Origin of the sequence: Sphingomonas spermidinifaciens (assembly GCF_002351485.1) — a bacterium.
Lineage (GTDB): Bacteria > Pseudomonadota > Alphaproteobacteria > Sphingomonadales > Sphingomonadaceae > Sphingomonas > Sphingomonas spermidinifaciens.
Genome location: NZ_NWMW01000001.1, coordinates 1,242,688 through 1,258,752 on the forward strand (window position 1 = coordinate 1,242,688; position 16,065 = coordinate 1,258,752).

At 66.8% G+C, this 16,065-nt stretch carries 12 protein-coding genes; 2 read left to right on the forward strand and 10 right to left on the reverse strand.

Annotated elements, in window-relative coordinates:
- Positions 1-26: 26 nt before the first annotated feature.
- Genes COC42_RS05920 through COC42_RS05940 form a run of 5 tightly spaced genes read right to left on the reverse strand, consistent with a single transcriptional unit; the run spans position 27 to position 3,403 of the window.
- A complete protein-coding gene (locus tag COC42_RS05920; protein ID WP_096342261.1) occupies positions 27-1,364 on the reverse strand; it encodes a TraB/TrbI/VirB10 family type IV secretion system protein in 1,338 nt (445 codons plus the stop codon).
- Positions 1,361-2,173 carry a type-F conjugative transfer system secretin TraK gene (locus COC42_RS05925; RefSeq protein ID WP_096342262.1) on the reverse strand — a complete coding sequence of 271 codons (813 nt, stop codon included), beginning with the start codon at positions 2,171-2,173 and terminating at the stop codon, positions 1,361-1,363. The genes COC42_RS05920 and COC42_RS05925 overlap by 4 nt, the downstream gene beginning before the upstream one ends.
- Positions 2,170-2,748, reverse strand: coding sequence for a type IV conjugative transfer system protein TraE (locus tag COC42_RS05930; RefSeq protein WP_096342263.1), 579 nt, complete (start codon positions 2,746-2,748; stop codon positions 2,170-2,172). The genes COC42_RS05925 and COC42_RS05930 overlap by 4 nt, the downstream gene beginning before the upstream one ends.
- Before the next feature lie 15 nt (positions 2,749-2,763).
- On the reverse strand, positions 2,764-3,051 hold the full coding sequence (gene traL / locus COC42_RS05935) for a type IV conjugative transfer system protein TraL (RefSeq protein WP_096342264.1): 288 nt from the start codon (positions 3,049-3,051) through the stop codon (positions 2,764-2,766).
- A 28-nt stretch (positions 3,052-3,079) separates the two neighbouring features.
- Positions 3,080-3,403, reverse strand: a complete 324-nt coding sequence (locus COC42_RS05940; protein WP_096342265.1) for a hypothetical protein — start codon at positions 3,401-3,403, stop codon at positions 3,080-3,082.
- Positions 3,404-3,805: 402 nt separating this feature from the next.
- On the opposite strand from COC42_RS05940, the gene COC42_RS05945 reads away from it, so the two are divergent.
- Positions 3,806-4,294 carry a hypothetical protein gene (locus COC42_RS05945; protein WP_096342266.1) on the forward strand — a complete coding sequence of 163 codons (489 nt, stop codon included), beginning with the start codon at positions 3,806-3,808 and terminating at the stop codon, positions 4,292-4,294.
- 527 nt (positions 4,295-4,821) lie between these two features.
- The gene (locus tag COC42_RS05950) at positions 4,822-5,886 is read left to right on the forward strand and encodes a site-specific integrase (RefSeq protein WP_096342267.1); all 1,065 of its coding nucleotides are present in this window, start codon (positions 4,822-4,824) and stop codon (positions 5,884-5,886) included.
- Between the two features lie 174 nt (positions 5,887-6,060).
- Here COC42_RS05950 and COC42_RS05955 read toward each other — a convergent pair whose 3' ends face one another.
- The 5 genes from COC42_RS05955 to COC42_RS05975 all read right to left on the reverse strand — a co-directional run bounded on the left by COC42_RS05955 (position 6,061) and on the right by COC42_RS05975 (position 16,064).
- Positions 6,061-6,861: a hypothetical protein gene (locus COC42_RS05955; RefSeq protein ID WP_096343132.1), complete on the reverse strand. Its 801-nt coding sequence runs from the start codon at positions 6,859-6,861 to the stop codon at positions 6,061-6,063.
- A gap of 16 nt (positions 6,862-6,877) precedes the next feature.
- The gene (locus COC42_RS05960; RefSeq protein WP_141395788.1) at positions 6,878-8,017 is read right to left on the reverse strand and encodes a restriction endonuclease subunit S domain-containing protein; all 1,140 of its coding nucleotides are present in this window, start codon (positions 8,015-8,017) and stop codon (positions 6,878-6,880) included.
- Positions 8,014-9,579, reverse strand: coding sequence for a class I SAM-dependent DNA methyltransferase (locus COC42_RS05965; protein ID WP_096342269.1), 1,566 nt, complete (start codon positions 9,577-9,579; stop codon positions 8,014-8,016). Before COC42_RS05965 ends, COC42_RS05960 begins: the two co-directional genes overlap by 4 nt.
- A 20-nt stretch (positions 9,580-9,599) precedes the next feature.
- Positions 9,600-11,963 (reverse strand): EcoAI/FtnUII family type I restriction enzme subunit R, encoded by a 2,364-nt coding sequence (hsdR, locus tag COC42_RS05970; protein WP_096342270.1) that lies wholly within the window; start codon positions 11,961-11,963, stop codon positions 9,600-9,602.
- A 411-nt stretch (positions 11,964-12,374) separates the two neighbouring features.
- The gene (locus tag COC42_RS05975) at positions 12,375-16,064 is read right to left on the reverse strand and encodes a DEAD/DEAH box helicase (protein ID WP_096342271.1); all 3,690 of its coding nucleotides are present in this window, start codon (positions 16,062-16,064) and stop codon (positions 12,375-12,377) included.
- Between the last annotated feature and the right edge of the window lies 1 nt (position 16,065).

Below are 16,065 nucleotides of genomic sequence, written 5' to 3' on the forward strand. Positions count from 1 at the left end.
GCGGCCAAGTCGAGTTTCAGCAGAAATCATTGGGAGTTCCTCACATAGACGCCGTCGAGGAAGACGATTTCGACATCGATGCCGGTCGGCATCTCCACGACTGGCTGATATTGTTCGGCGCGTTCGATCAGGTACTTGGACACCGTGTCCGAGGCGTCGGCGACGCCTTGACCAAGCCCGCCCTGGACGATGTCGCCGCCCGAGAGCTGCTGGCGCTTGCCGTCGACTCCAGTGGTGATCCCGGAGAAGACGCTGTTCGCATTGGCCGAGAAGCCGCGCCCGAAGCCGCCGACGATGCCGGCGAGCAGCGCCTGGCTGACGAGGCTGCCCTCGCGGCTGACCACCCGGCCGCGCACGCCGGTCTTGCCGGCGAAGCTGATGAAGCCCTTGACCTCGCTGACCGCGACCCGACCGCCTGGCTGGTCGCAGGTCATCTTCTGGAGCTTGACGTAGACCTTCTCGGCCGAGAGATCGCCGCGCGCCGCGCCGTTGACGACGCAACCCTGGATGCGGGTGGTCAACAGCTTGCCGTCCTGGACCACCGAGCGCGCCGGCCCGGTGATCCGCAGCACGACCGGCAGCGGATCGGTCTGGCTGGCCACCCCGGCCGAGGCATCGACGCCGACGATCACGCGCGCCGGCGCATAGCTATTCGGCGGCAGGTAATCGGGGCTGTCCTCGACCTCGATCGCGGGTGCGGTCGGCCGCCCGGCCCTCAGGCCCGTCTTGGCGGTCCCGCCGGTTTCGCCGGTGCCGCTGGTGAACGAGACCGTCTTCACCTGTCGCTCGGCGGCGGCCGGCAGCGCCGCACCCGAAGGATCGGCACCGTTGGTCGGGTCGAGCGGCGAGCCCGACGGGATCGACGGGTCACGTAGAGGCATCGGCGCGGAGACCGACGTGGGTGCAGGCTGCGATTGGGCGCGCTTCAGCTCACCGCGAAGCGTTGTGTTCTCCTGCGTCAGTGCGTCGATCGTCTTGGTGCCGTCGGTCTTCATCGCCTGGTTCTCGGCGGCGAGCGCGTCGAGCTTGGCCTGAACCTCGGGCGAGACGGCGCGGTTCTCTTCGAGCGCCTTCAGCTGGCGCGCCTGCGCATCCAGCCGATTGCCGTAGATCGCGACGAACTCCTTCTGGCTGAGATCGCGATTAACGATCCCGTCGGTCTCAATCCTCTGCGGGGCGTCGGCCGCGGTCGTGTGGTGGCCGGTGCCGCCGAACACGAACCAGAGCGCGAGCATGGCCGCCGAGCCACCGCCGCCGAGCAGCAGCATGCGCTGGCGGGCACGGGTCTTCGCGTTGAGTGCGCCTAGTGCCGTGACGCTTTCCTGGCCGGCGGACGCGGCCGGGGTGGTGCCGAGCTCGCTCATGCGCCCGCACTCCCGTCCTGGACGACGTAGAGCGTCGTCGCGCCATGGGGCGCCAGCTCGCGATCGGTTACGCTGACTGCGAGGCTGCCTGCCGGCGTCAGCTGCGCCGGGTCGATTGTGACCGGCTTGGCGCTGCGATTGTCGATGCGCAGGACCTTGCCGGTAAGCGCAGCACCCCGGAACTCCGCAATGAAGCGGACGGTGACGTTACCGATGCGCGTCGGCGCCGCCGCAACCTGCCGCATCGTGTAGCCGTCGGGTGCGCTGTTCGCGGCCATGGCCTGGACGAGGCGCACCGCGGCATCGCGTGGGCTGGACTTGGCTTCCCAGGCCTGCGCTTGCTCGCCGGCGATGGCCGGGTTTGAGACGAAGATCTGCTCAGCCTCGGGTCCGCCGACGCTGCAGGCGAACTTGTAGACATAGCCCTTGCGGCTGGTGGCGAAGAAGCTCAGCCGCCCCGGCGCGAAGCCTTCGGGCACCGACAGGTAGATGTCGCCGCGGACCGGCTCGTTGGTGACGGTGAAGTCGTTGTACGGGTAGCCGGTCGTGATCTTGCTGACGCTGGCGAAGGCGTCGCCGACCAGGCTGATCCGCGTCAGCTCATGATTGGAGACGACGCAGTCGACCTGCGCATTGTCGGCGGCCTGCCGGTACTGGTCGGCCCAAGCCGGCGTCGCGGCGAGGGCGATGGCGGCACCGATCAGCGCCATGCCGAGTGGCCTCAGGTTGATGTCGCGCGGCTGGGTTGTGCCGGCGGCGAAGGTCACCGCCCCTGCGCCCAGCAGGCAGGCGGGTGTCGTGGCGATCATTGGAGCGCCTCCCTTGAGGTCTTTGGGTGATCGGGGATGAGCGCGAAGCTCGAGAGCGAAAGGCGCAGGCCCACATAGGTCCAGCCGAACCGGAACCGCTTCTTCTCGCTGGCAATGACTTGGCCGCCGACGAAGGTCTTGAGGTCGCCTTCGACGGTGGAGCTCAGGCCCTTCGGATCGACGGTCATGCCGGTGATCACGAAGGCCTGCGCCAGGTCCGACCCGCGCTGCTCGGTGACGATCTTGACCAGCTCGGCCTTGAGCGCCCCGTAGGCGGACGGGTCCGCCACCTTCAGGATCTGCTCCATCCAATAGTCGAGCCCCGTCGGCGAGCGATTGAGCAGCATCAGCGCGACGTCGCGCGTCACAAGCTCGAGATAGTCGGCCGAGACACCCGACGAGCTGATCGCGAGCGGCCGCGTCGTGACTGGCTGCAGGATGACCTCACGGTCCCGGCCGCTGAGCGCGGTCAGCAGCGCGAGATTGGCCAGGAACGACGCCGCGGCGGCGACGACGAGGACCTTGCGCTGGCGAAGCAGCGATTGGCTGCGCTGGTGCGCGATATCGGACAGCATGGGAAACCTCTCCCCTCAGCCGGCGAGCCGGCGGCAGTGGGAGGGCGGCGTGGCGCGAAGCCTGACGAAGCTTGCCCCCAGGTACCAGTAGGCCGCGTGGATGATCCAGGAACTGGCCCGGCCAGCCTTGGCCTTGCGAAGCGCGAACCACGCTCCTCCGGCACCCACGAGGCCCAGCAGGATGTGCTGGGAGAAGATGCCCCAGGCGAACGGCACCGCGAGCCCCAGGAATTCGTCCAGGGTCCAAAGGCCGATGAGCTCCGGATCGTCGAGCCGCCGGGGGACAAGGTACTTGTCAGTCATGTGCGCTGCGCCGCCCTCGCCGCCGCGATCAGATGATCGCGGTCACGGTGGAGGTGACGATCGGCACGCCCGTGCCGACGCCGATGCCGACGGCGACGGGCACCGCCACCTGCGCCAGCGTGAACCGGCCGGATGCCATGCCGATGAGGCCGCCAGCTAGGCTGAGCACGGCAATGATCTTGCCGCCCGAGCCCTCCAGAAAGTCGGTGAACTTGGTGAGCGCCGGACCGAAGGTCGTGTCGGCACCGGCATAGGCCGCGCTCGCCACGGCCATCAGGCCGATCGCCGGGATGAGATAGTCGCTGGCCCGGCCGAGGCCGGCACGGGTCAGCGGGAGAGTGAGGCTGCGCATCGAGAGCGTCTCCGTGGGGTTGGTCGCCGCGGCCGTTCTTCGACCGCAGAGCCACCATCACGCCGGCTCCGGCCGGGGCTCAACAAAAAGGAACATCCGGAGAACACATCAGCCACTTGGTCGCGGTATCCGCGACAGGCGTCGCGCCGGCCGTGTGAAGTTTCCTAGCGGTTCGCGATTGAGGTCGCGCTGAGATGCTCGCCCAATTGGGCTGCCGCGACGGGCGTCGCGACTCGCTCTTCTTCACTGATTCTGGCCACTTCTGCTGCGGGCGTGGCCGACGAGGCAGGCAGACTCAGGCGGCCGCGCGTTCTACTCGCGGCTAGGATGTTCCTGTTTTGTTTTCCTACAGCTCAGCCGCCTGATACGATGCATGCGACTCAGACTCTTGGAGATGGAGTAGTGGCACTCACGAGCAGTCCGGCAGCCCTGTCCTCGACACCGCTGCACATCATTGTCGGCGATCTGGTCGACCAGGCTGGGATCAGCCAGCGCGACCTCGCAGCCCAGGTCGGTCTGTCCAAGGATCAGGTATGCCGCACGCTCAAGGGCACGCGGCACCTCAGCCTAGAGGAAGCCGGCTCGATACTCACCGCTGCCGGCCTGCCGGCACGCGGCGCCCTCACCCTCGCCCTCTTCGACCGCCGCGACCTGGCCAACGAATGGTCGCGGTCGGGATTAGCGGCGTTCCTCGAAACGCTCGTTGCCGCACTGCCGGACGCGCTCGCGGCCGAGCTCGGCGACAGCAGCGATCGGGTCGATCCACGCTGGGGGCCGGCGGTCGCGAAGTTCGTTGCTCAGCGGATCGCAAGCCACATCGATGAGCTGATCGAGCGCGAGGAGAAGCTCGGTGAGTTCAGGCCGTCCGGCGGCCTGCGCGCCTCGGCCTGAGCCGGACTGCCATCAACGGGAGAGAGGAAAGGAAGCGTAGCCCGGGCGGGCGAGCGACGCGACCTGAGAGCATCAGCGACGGTCAAGATGAGCTCCCCACGCGACGATCACCCTGTGTTCGAACTGCGGCGCAAGCTGCACAGCTGCATTCGGACCGGACGGCGGCTCCACTTGGACCTCGATCAGATCAGGATCCTGTTCGACCCGCGGGTGCTCGACGCGCTCTCTCAAATCGAGGCCGAGGAACTCCAGAGGCTATGCCAAGAAGATCTGCCGCGAAGGCAGCCGCCACCCCGCCCGCCCGTTTCGAGCTTGGCGGATACTGGCTCTGGTACAGGGCTAATCGCGACGATTGGGCTATCTGTTGGCTCGACGGTCGTACAACACGCCGCGTCCAAACGGGCATCGGAGGCGGCTCGAGCGGTCATCCACCGGAAGCAGCGAAGGAACGGCTCGCCGAGTTCGTCCTAGAGCAGAAAGCGAAGCGCTCGGCGCTTGTGAGCTCGGCCCCCGTACCGCCTACTGAGGTGCTGCTGCAGGAGGTGGTGGCGCAGTGGCTCGAGCGCCATGTGTCCGAGCTGTCGGACGGTCGCCGTTACGCGGACTCGGTGCTCAATTGGGAGCGCTTCTGGGATCAACTCAGACGGCAGAACCAGCTACCCGACCCGCTTGTCGTGAGCGCCATCAACGGCCGCATCGTCGACGCCTTCATCGGCTTCCGGCGAGCCGAAGGCGCGACGCCGCCGACGATCAGTCGCGATCTCGCTGCGCTGCGATGCCCAATCAACTGGGCGCTCAAGGAGGAGATCATCACGTCGGCCCCGCGCGTCAAAGACGTGAAGGGCAAGGACGCCCGCAAGGAGCTAGAATGGTCGCCCGAGCAGGTCGCGGTGATCCTTGAGGCAGCATGGGCGAACGAGGCTCGACGCCACGTGCACCTGTTCACGCTCATCCACTGCAGCACGCACGGCCGGACGGAAGCCATCGTCGAGCTCGATGCAGACACGCAGATCAGGGATGGGCTGATCTACTTCAACCGGCCCGGACGCGTGCAAACCCGAAAGCGGCGATCGATCGTGCCGATCTGCCCCACCCTCGCGCCGTGGCTGAAAGATGTAAGGGGCAAGGTGATCAGGTACCGCGTTCCCACTTCAGATAAGACCCGGGCTGCGGGCGGGCCTCAGTTTTACGAGCGACCCACGAATGAGGTTCGCAACGCGTTCAGAGGTGTGCTGCTTGATGCGCATGCCAGACGGCCTGATCTGGGCTTTGCAAAGCAAGCCATGGATGAGGCCGGTCGGAAGCTCTGGCTGCCACCGCGCGAGAAGCTTCGTGATCAGGAACGGCGACCGAAGCTGCAAGCGATCGGATCGCCGAACACGCTGCGGCACACCATCCACACGTGGCATCAGCGACAGGGTGTACCGCAAGCGCAGATCGACGCAGCTGCGGGTCACTCCAGCGAACAAGGATCTGGAGCAAACTATACGCACATGCGGCCGGAGTACCTACGAGAGTTCATCGCATCGACAGAGGCTTTCTGGCGTGCCGTCGACGAACACACGAGTGTGCATCGTCGGCCAATCCCTTGAAGTTCGGGAGGGCTCATGCTGCCGCCCCAACGAGTGATATTCTGCCGAGTCCCGCTGAGCCGACCTGACCCTTCACTCGCGGGTCAAGACACTGAGGATTGGGTCGAAATCGCGGACCCCCGTCTATAGGCCGCGTACGACATAGGCCGCGTAGCCTGCTCGTCAGTCGGGCGATTAGAACAGCCTATTCAGCAATCGCGGTTCGCTCGCCTTGAGGCGGTCGAGCATGGTGTTGACGTAGAACATGTCGGGATTGGCGATAGCGGGGAGGACGACGACGGCGTAGTCGGGCAGGTCGCGGTCAAGGGTGAAGACGACCAGGCCAACCCCGTGGATACTGCACAGCGAGGTCAGCCGGTTCATGTCGTCGCTGGTCGTGCTCCGGGGCACGACGATGTAGCTTTTGTGGCTGAATAGCCGATAAGCGACCGATTGGCCGAAGGCGACGACGGGCTGTGCGGGCGTCGCCTTTATCTCTGCGGTGACGATCTGGGGCTCGAACTTGAAGATGTCTTGCGCGCGCGGTCGGAGCACGCCGATCACGTCGGGCGTGCCCCATTTGCCGCCCAGACTGCTGCCGCCGAGCGCGGCTGCGACTGTGACCTCGTCATTCTCCTCCAGCCATTCGGCGAAACTGGCGTAGAAATCCTGTTCGGTCAGTGTGCCCGCGCTGCGTCCCGCGGCATCGACAGCCTCATCGGTCACCTCTGCCGCAGAGGCATTAGCCTCGGTGTCGATGGTGGGAACATCGGCGTCGGCGAAGCGGGCGAGCTGATAGGTGCCGCGGGCGATCTTCACAATGCCGTCGCCGCGCTGGAACAGGTGATGCGTCGCGCCGCGGATCGAGTTGAGCGGCGTCTCAGGATGTTCGGCGGCGACCGCCTTCAGCACCTCGGCCCAGCGCACCCCGCCGGGGTGGCGTTCGAGTACGGCGCGGGTGGCGTCCTCGATCTGCTTGCGGTTCAGCTTCGCCATGGTCGTGTCCCCTTGATCATGCGCCCACGCCCGCGTCGAATACATCGTCCAGCATAGCGGGCAGCAGATGGTCGAGGTCGCTCGTTCCGCTTTTCGCAGCCGCAGTCGCGACTCGGTCGAACAGTGGCACTAGGCGATCCTGCACTTCGACCGGGGGTAGCGGGATCTTGATAGCGAGCAGCATTTCAGGCCGTAGTCTTTCGCGTCGTGCTCCTTGACCCCGGGTCGCCGGGGCGAGTTTGGCGTGAAACCAGCTCGTGCGACAAAGATGCGCGAAGTACCTTGGGTTCAGCTTGGCCGGATTGCAGCGGAAGGTGCGGTATTCGGGAGATGCAAACAGGCCGGCGGACTCGTCGTCGCAGATGGCGACCGCCCCCTCCCACCCCTTGACCTGACTGACCACAAATTGCCCGGCCGAAAGGCGATTGAAGTGGCGATAGGTGGTGTCAGCGGCCGTCACGCCGCCTTTGCGGAACAATCCGCCGCCGAAGCCGCGAATGCCGACCTGCGGATAGATGGTGTCCGGCGCGACGGCGACACGGTCTTCGTCGAGAACGAGGGCGTCGGCTAATTGGGTCGGCTGTGCACCGTATGTCTCATTGGATCGTATGACGAGCGAAGCGAGATCCTCACCGATCTCGGTGCGTAGTGCCTGAATTCGTCCGACCGCCGCCGACGCCGTATTCAGCCGCGCCACGATCCGGCCTTGTTCTGGTAGCGAAGGCAGGGGGATGGTCTGGCGCAAAAACCGCGCTTCTTTGAGCCGGACGCGATTGGTGCTGCCTTCGCTCGCCTGTTTGCAAAGAGCGACGAACCAATCGGTCCGGCTCACCCATGACACATATTCAGTGAGGGCATGTTCGGGCTCGACGTCGAAGATTGGGAAGTCGTTTGACACGACCGCGCCGTCCAAATCCGACGGCACGACGCCGAAAGCGCCGTGCCGTGCGTCGATTTTCGAGATGACGAACTGGCCTGCACGGACGCGGTTCTGATACGACGCGGCTATCTCCGCACCCGTGACGGTGCCGCGCAGCGTCAGGCCCTTGCCCCACAGCTTCGCCGTGATCTGCTTGTAGCTTGTGTCGGGCACGAGCGCGATGCGGTCGCTTGACGGCCGCAAGACCTTATTCAACGCTACCATCGGCCACGTCATGCCGCGTCGCGCTCCCCCACCAGCGCGTGCAGCTCTTCGAGGATCGCCAGCACCTCGCGCTCCTTCGACAGCGCGGCGGCAACGATCTCGGCGGGCGCGCGGTGATCCTCGGCGGCCTTGGCGTTGGGATTCTTTTGGTCGAGGTTGACTGCGCGAACCACGCCATCGCCGTCGCGCTCAATCAGCGGGGGGCCGTTCACCACCCAGGCGCGAGCGTCGTCGCCGCGCGCGTCCCACCATGCGGTCAGGTCGGCTAGGTCGGCGGTCTGGAGCGGGGCGGTCTTGCTGTACTTCTTGCGCCCCTCGGGCACCGGCTGTTCCCAATAGTGGATGGCGCCCGTCGGGCCGGTGGTGTCGAAGAACAGCAGGTTGGAGGCAATGTCGGTATAGGGTGCGAACACGCCTTCAGGCAGGCGGACGATGGTGTGGAGGTTGAACCGTTCCAGCAAGTCCGCCTTGATCCGGGCGGCGACGCCGTCGCCGAACAGCACGCCGTGCGGCACGACCACGGCGGCGCGGCCCTTACCCTGCCGCTTGAGCTTGCGCATGATAAGCTGGAGGAACAGCAGCGCCGTCTCCGCCGTGCGGCGGTCGTCGGGGAAGTTGGAGAGGATGCCCGCTTCCTCCTCGCCGCCGAAGGGCGGGTTGGACAGGATCACCTCCACCCGCTCCCGTTCGCCGATGTCGGCAAGGCGATGACGCAGCGCGTTGCCGGGATCGATGTCGGGCGCCTCTAGTCCGTGGAGCAGCAGGTTCATCTGCACCAGCAAATAGGGCAGCGGCTTGGCCTCGACGCCGATCAGCGATCCCGCCTGGAGCTGACGCTGCTTGTCCACGCTGTCGGCCTGCCGCGCCATGTGCGCGTAGGATTCGGTGAGGAAGCCGCCGGTGCCGCACGCCGGGTCGAGCACCTTCTCGCCGATCTGCGGGTCGATCCGCTCGACCATGAAGCGGACGACGGGACGCGGCGTGTAGAACTCGCCACTGTCGCCGGCGGCGTCGCGCATCTCGCGCAGCAGCGTCTCGTAGAGGCGACCGAGCGTGTGCATCTCGTTCGAGCTGTCGAAATGGATGCGATCGACGAGATTTATGACCTCGCGCAGGATGTACCCGTCAATCATGCGGTTCTGGACGCCGCGGAAGACGGTGGCGATCACGTCCCGCCGATCGCGCCCACCGTTCCGCCCGCGAAGTCCGCGCAGATAGGCGAACAGGCCAGGCCCCTTAGTGCCGTCCGGTCGCACCGGTTCGTCGGCATTGATGAAGGACAGGAGATCGGGGCCGGTGATCCCCGCCTTGTCGGCCGCCCAGTCGCGCCAGCGATACGGCGGCTCGATCGCCGCATGGAACGGGTCGCCCGCCAGTTCCGCCTCGTCCTCGTGCACCCGCTCAAGATCGTCGAGGAACTTGAGGAACATAATCCAGGTGAGCACCGGCAGCCGGTCGAGATCACCGTTCAGCCCCTTGTCCTTGCGCATGATCTTGCGCGCGGACTTCACGATCGAATCGAGGCGTTGATCGGTGGTCTGCGGGGCAGCGGTCTTCTTCGGCGGGCGCGCCATGACTTTCCTTCAATATCGGGTCAGGCCGCGTACAGGGCGGCGTTAAGTTCGGCGACAGCTTCGCGCAGGGGCTGCGGACCGCCGAAGCGGCGCGCGATCTCGCTTGGGTTGCCGAAATTTGAGACGGGCTGAACCTTCAGCGCCTGCGGCAGCGCCAGCTCGTCCGCACCGCCGCTCGCATAGCGGTCGAGCAGCGCGTCAAGAATCGCGCGGGCATCATCGCCATAGCGGTCGAAGATGCCTGCGTCGCGCAAACGCCGCGCGCGTTCGGCGCGGGTCGTCAGCGGTGCATTCCAGGCGAGATGGCAGAGCAGGTCAAACGGATCGTCCTCCGGGCGACCCGCCTCTGTGGCAAGCGCGTGCAGGTCGATTCCCCGCTCGGCGAGTGCATCGATGATGGCGCCCCGCTTGTCGGGGATCGCCCATTCGGCACGGAATGCCGCCGGGGTGGCGAACAGGGTCCGCACCTTCTCGCCGGTCCAGTCGGTCAGCTTGCGGACGGTCAGCCGCTTGCCGTCGCCGTCGAGATCGTAAACGAGGTGGGCGACCACCTCCACCTCCCCGCCATCGACGTAGAACTTGCGCGGCAGGCCATCGACGTCGTCGTCCGGTGGCAGCACTGTGGTCGTCGGCTCGTCGGGATCATCCGTCCAGCCATCTTCATGTTCGTCCACGTCGGTCGAGACAACCTCGCCGGCATCGTCGATCTCGGTCGTGATCTCCGCTGCAGGCTCGCCATCGAACGCCGGGTCGGCGAATTTTTCGGTCGCCGTTCCCGTGTAGTCGAGGATGGAAAACCACAGCTTGCCATAGTCCTCGCGCAGCCGCGTGCCACGACCAATGATCTGCTTGAACTCGGCCATCGAGCCGACGACGCGGGCGAGCACCACGTTCTTGCAGGTCGGCGCGTCAACGCCGGTGGTGAGCAGCTGAGATGTGGTGAGGATCACCGGCGTCTCCGCCTCGAGATCCTGAAAGCGGCTGAGCATCCCCTTGCCAATATCGCCCTCATCGGCGGTGACGCGGGCAACGTAATCCGGGTGCTTCGCAACCATGTCGGCGTTCAGCCGGACCAGCGCAGCGCGCATTTCGCTGGCGTGATCCTGATCAACGCAAAATACGATGGTCTTGGCGTAGCGATCGGTGTTCTTGAGGAAGTCGGTAAGGTGGCGCGCAATCGCTTCGGTGCGGGCGCGCAAGACCACCGTTCGCTCGAAATCGCGGGTCTGATATTCCTCATCGGGAACCTCACGGCCGTAGCGGTCGAGCTCGCCCGCGCTTGGTCGCCAGCCCACCGCATCCAGATCGGTAACGATGCGGTGGACGCGGTACGGGGCAAGGAAACCGTCAGCGATGCCCTGCGCCAGACTGTAGGTGTAGAGCGCATCGCCGAAGTAGGCATAGGTGTCACGGCTCTCTTCGCGCAACGGCGTGGCGGTCATACCGAGCTGATAGGCTGGCTCGAACCAATCGAGGATTTCCCGCCACGAGCTGTCGGCGCGCGCGCTGCCGCGGTGACATTCGTCGATGACGATCAGGTCGAAGAAGTCGGGCGCGAACTCGCGATACAGGCCGGGCCGACGTTCGTCCGCCGCGATCGCTTGATAGGTCGAGAAATAGATATCGCGGCCGTGGCTGATGGATGACGCGCCCAGCTTCCATCGCGCGTCCCCGAAGGGCGTGAAGGTCTTATCCTTCGGATCGTCGACCAGGATGTTGCGGTCGGCGAGGAATAGGATCTTCGGACGGCGATGGTCACCGCGCTTATTCCAACCCGCCGACCACAGGCGCCAGCAGAGCTGGAACGCAACCGCGGTCTTGCCCGCGCCGGTGCACAGGTTCAGCAGCAGGCGTCGCTGACCGCCAAGGATTGCCTCCAGCGACCTGTTGACCGCGATCTCCTGGTAATAGCGTAGCGGTCGGTCTGGGTCAGGGAAGCCGGGTTCAAGGACGCGCTCGGCGGCTGGCTCGGGCAGATCAAGGCGATCGCGCAGTCGCGTCCACAACTCATCCGGCGCGGGGAAGTGGGTACGAACGGCCTCGGTCCCCGCCGCCATGTCAATCTCGACGATCTCGTGGCCGTTGCTGGCGTAAGCGAAGCGCAGACCGAGCACCTCGGCATAGTCGCGCGCCTGCTGCACTCCGTCCTGCGCGGATCGATAGCCGGCCTTCGCCTCGATGACCGCGATCGGGTAATCGGGCCGGTAGCGCAGAATGTAATCCGCGCGCTTCTTCTGGCCGCGGCGTGGCTGGCCGCCAACGAACATCACTCGGCCGTCGGTGAAGGTCCGCTGTTCTTGGATCGCGCATGGTTCATCGTCCCAGCCGGCCGCTTGCAGGCGGGGGACGATCAGCTTCCGACAGGTATCAGCTTCCGTGACCATGACGTAGCCAGTCTTGTGCCGGGCACGAGCTGCCATGGCAAATGAATGATAAGGCGAGGCTCTGTCGTTCCCAGGGAGCGCGGGCGACCCGTCAGCGTGAGCCTCGACTAGAGGTTCAGCCGTCGGTCGAAGCGGAAGGAGCAGGTGCTCGAGTAAATGCTCTACTACCGGCTCGCGCTTGGCCAGCCCGACCCTGACGCGTTCATGCAAAATGCTGCGGCGGGTTGGCGCCGATAGGGGGAACCCACGCGAACTCGCGATCGATCTGGCTGCGATCTCGCGACCTCAAGGCGTGGCTGTTGGGCAGCCGCCGGCACCCGCCGAGGCTGGCTCCATCGGAAGCGGCGGCGGGTAGTAGCTTTTGCAGCTTTGCCGAACCGTCGATCTTAGAGCGTAACGCGAGGTCCTGGGCTACTCCTCCGTGAAGACCACCACGCACTCCTTGGAGCTGCTCATCACGCCATCGACGCCGCGGCCGAGATCCCAGATCAGTCGCCGTCCGCTCGCCGTCGTAGCCTCCACGAACCTGTCGTGGAACTCCCGCACCTGTCGGCCGGAGACCGGCGACATCTTGGCGCGCGGCAGCCGCCCGACGCGCTGCTCCCACCGCGTCTCCAGGTCGCGGCGCTGGTCGGCGTTGCTCTCGCGGCCTTCCGGCCGGGCGGTCTCGGCATCCCAGCAGGTGATGGACACTACGTCGATGCCCACGGCGGCTCCCTGCAGCAGCTTAACGAAGTCGATCAGGTTTCCGCGGTTCGCTGGAGTCGCGCACGCGAAGGGGTCGCGGATCTTCACCATGGTCAGCTTCTCGCCGGACAGGTGCCGCTGGAATATGGCGTAGTCGCGCGAGGCCCCGGGGCGGAACACGACGCGACGCAGGACCTTTTCCTTGTCCGCCGCCGGCGCTGGCTGTGTCATCGGCCGGTCGGGTGGCAACGGCACGGTTGGTGGCGACGCTGCCGGCGCCGGGGTCGCGGCAGGCGGAGCTGGGGCCGGTGGTGCCGGAGCTGAGGCCACAGGCAGGGCCGAACCCGCCGCGGCGCCTCGCGCCGCCTCGACTGCTTCGTCCTGCGCCCTGGTCTGAGCGGACGCTGACGCGGTCGCCGCGACGGGCTTCCCGGCGGCGGTGTCGCTTCCGCCCACCACGGCGTCGAACAGGTCGCCAGCGTCCGAGTCCCCTTCCGGAGGAACCAGCAGATCGCGGCTCAGCTGCCGCTTCGACCGCATCAGCGCGTCCAGCTTGAGGTCGAAGCTGCTGGCCCTGATCGCTGGATCCGGGTGGACTGCCTGCGGGAGGTACACTGTTACATCGCGGGTCTGGCCGATGCGGTAGGCGCGGTCGGTTGCCTGGTCCTCGACCGCCGGGTTCCACCAGCGGGACAGATGGATGACGTGGTTCGCACGCGTGAGGGTGATGCCAACGCCGCCGGCCTTGGGCGAGAGCACCATGGCGTCGAAGCCGGTAGGTCGCGACTGGAAGGTATCCACCGCGCGCTGGCGCGCGTCGCCGGCGACGCCGCCATGGATGCGGGCGACCTCGTGATCCAAACCGTATCGGCGCTTGATCTCGACGGCGATGAAGGCCTGCATCGCCAGGCTCTCGCAGAAGACCAGCGCCTTCTCCCCCTTGGCCGCGATCGCGTCCAGGGTGGCGAATAGGACGCGGAGCCGGGCGGACTCCTCGCGGTAAGCGTCGGGCACGGCCGCGGTCTCGGGCGCGCGCGGGTGCAGCGAAACGCCACGAAGCGCGTGGAGCACCTCGAGCATGCGCCCGCGCTCCCCGGACGACTGCACCGCCATCGCCCTGAGGAGCACAGACTCGTAGGCTGCCGCCTGCGCGGGCGGCATGTATTGGGGAACGGCGATGATGTTCTTGGCGGGCAGCCCGTCGACCACCTCGTCCTTCATGCGCCGCAGCAGGATGGCGGGCCGGCCGCGGTCCGGCTTTGTTAGCAGGTCGTTGAGCTGCTTCAGGGCGGTGCGGTCGCTCGCCGGGTAGGCGGTCTCGAAGGCTCGGCTCGAGCCCAGGAGGCCCGGCCACACGACGTCGAGGATGGACCACAGGTCCTGCAGCCTGTTCTCGACAGGGGTGCCGGTCATCGCAAGCTGGAAGCGCGCGTTGAGCGTCTTCGCCGCCCGTGTGACCTGGCTCGCCGGGTTCTTCAGCTTCTGGATCTCGTCGTAGACGATCGCGGAGAACGGCAGGCGCGCGAAGCTCATGTGGTAGTCGCGCAGCGTCTCGTAGGTGGTGAGCACGACCCCGGCATGGCCCCACTCCGCGGTGTCCAGCCGCGACGCACCCGTGTCGATGTCGCGGCCGGGTGCCGAGCGGAAGGTCCGCAGGCCGTCTCCGTAGGCCCTGACCACTGGTCCCAGCACGCCCTCGGAGAGATGAATGCCGATCTCGGCCTGCCAGTTCGCCAGCAGCCCGGTCGGCGCCACGATCAGGACCGGACGATCGGGCGCGGCGTCCGTCCGCAGCCAGGCGAGAAAGGCAAGCGCCTGGTATGTCTTGCCGAGACCCATGTCGTCCGCGAGCAGCGCGCCCGGAGCTCCGGACCGCCAGTTCGCCACGAGCCAGTCATAGCCTGTCCGCTGGTGCGCCTTCGGCTGAGTGCGCAGCGCCGCGGGGAGGGCTGCGGCTTCGGCGTCGACCGGCCTGTCGACGGTGCCCAGAGGGGCGTAGTCGACCTCCTCCAAATTGTCACGAACCTGCAGGAAGAAGCGCTGCAGTCCGGCAGGCGGAGGCGCCTCTCCCGCATCGGGCCGCGCCGCGGCGGCCGCGAACTCGACGAGGCCCGCCAGGGCTGATCTGGTCTGCTCGGTCGCAGGCACCTCGGCGTCGCCGATCTGCAGGGTCGGGTCGCCGCGTTCGATCGCCGCCTCGCACGCTGCCAGTGCCTCGCTGGCCTGCTCGGGGCTCAGGTCCAAATGAGCGGCCTCGTCGCCGTCGCCAACCTTCAGGCCGAAGCTCTCCGGAAGCCAGCTGTTGGGCTTCGGCTTGATCCAGGGCAGGACCGGCTTCCGCCAGACGTCGATCCCGGAGACGCGCTCGGAGAACTGCTGGGTCTCGACGAACAGGGTGTCTGCGCCCTCGCCCGCGTCGCCCGTGACGCCCAGCGCCTCCCGGATCGCCCGGCGCGGATTCCGGACGAACGCCTTTCGATCGTCCAGGGAGGCCTGCTGCCGCTCGCGCACGACACCGAGGGCGCGGCTGAGCGAGGGATCGATGAAGACGAACGCGCCGTCGTTCAGCAGGTACGTGGCACGGGCAGTGGGAGAACCCCGGAACCGGGCGGTGAAGGAGCGGTGCTGCTGCGGCGGCAGTAGCCCGTCTGCAGCCTCGTCTAGTGTTCGTCCCGTGTCGTCCGCCTCCGCGGCGCGCTGCCGAGAGAACAGCACGGGGTCGAAGTCGAAGCCGCCCCCCTCGACCTTGAGGTCGAGCGAGAAGGCGGCGGCGTAGCTGAGCCGAAGTCTCTCGATGTAGCCGTCTGCGTCGATCCGCTCGGACGCCTGCTCGCCGAGCGCGATGCGGAGACCCGCCATCGCCTCGTGTCGGCTCTCGTCGGCCGGCGCCGCGTTCACCGCCTCGACCTGCAGGATCGTAGAGTAGAGCGGTTCGGCGATCCGCCATTCTCGCCCATCGGTCCTGATGCGCGCACCCGAGATGGCGACGTGTGCGCCTATCCCGCCGGGCCGCGTCCAGCGGGTGTCGATCCGGAAGCCCTGGTCCTGAAGCCCCCCGCGGGAGGCGAGCTGGAGGCTCAGGCGCGTGGCGGGGGGAAGCCCCAGCGCCAGCGCCTCCGGTTCGCTAAGGCCAGCGACGAAGGCGGGCGACAGTCTCGCGCGCCCCTCCACGACGAAGACGGCAGGGCTGCCGCCTCGGTCGACCTCGTCGTCGGCCCACGCCTGGAGGAGGCGCGACATCGCCATCACCGCGCCCGGGGGGCACTCGGCCGTCCATTCATCGAACGGGACCTCGCTCTCGCGCGTGCCCGAGAAGGGGATCAGGCCCTTGCGTGCAGGCCGTCGGAGCGTGACGATCTCGCGACCTTCCCGCTGCTCCGAATGGAAGGCGGTCGCCGGGGTCCCTGCCGCCACG

What these genes read in the sequence shown, in the direction of transcription:
- COC42_RS05920 (WP_096342261.1), bottom strand. Translation starts at nt 1,364, where the DNA reads ATGAGCGAGCTCGGCACCACCCCGGCCGCGTCCGCCGGCCAGGAAAGC.
- COC42_RS05925 (WP_096342262.1), bottom strand. Translation starts at nt 2,173, where the DNA reads ATGATCGCCACGACACCCGCCTGCCTGCTGGGCGCAGGGGCGGTGACC.
- COC42_RS05930 (WP_096342263.1), bottom strand. Translation starts at nt 2,748, where the DNA reads ATGCTGTCCGATATCGCGCACCAGCGCAGCCAATCGCTGCTTCGCCAG.
- traL (WP_096342264.1), bottom strand. Translation starts at nt 3,051, where the DNA reads ATGACTGACAAGTACCTTGTCCCCCGGCGGCTCGACGATCCGGAGCTC.
- COC42_RS05940 (WP_096342265.1), bottom strand. Translation starts at nt 3,403, where the DNA reads ATGCGCAGCCTCACTCTCCCGCTGACCCGTGCCGGCCTCGGCCGGGCC.
- COC42_RS05955 (WP_096343132.1), bottom strand. Translation starts at nt 6,861, where the DNA reads ATGGCGAAGCTGAACCGCAAGCAGATCGAGGACGCCACCCGCGCCGTA.
- COC42_RS05960 (WP_141395788.1), bottom strand. Translation starts at nt 8,017, where the DNA reads ATGACGTGGCCGATGGTAGCGTTGAATAAGGTCTTGCGGCCGTCAAGC.
- COC42_RS05965 (WP_096342269.1), bottom strand. Translation starts at nt 9,579, where the DNA reads ATGGCGCGCCCGCCGAAGAAGACCGCTGCCCCGCAGACCACCGATCAA.
- hsdR (WP_096342270.1), bottom strand. Translation starts at nt 11,963, where the DNA reads ATGGTCACGGAAGCTGATACCTGTCGGAAGCTGATCGTCCCCCGCCTG.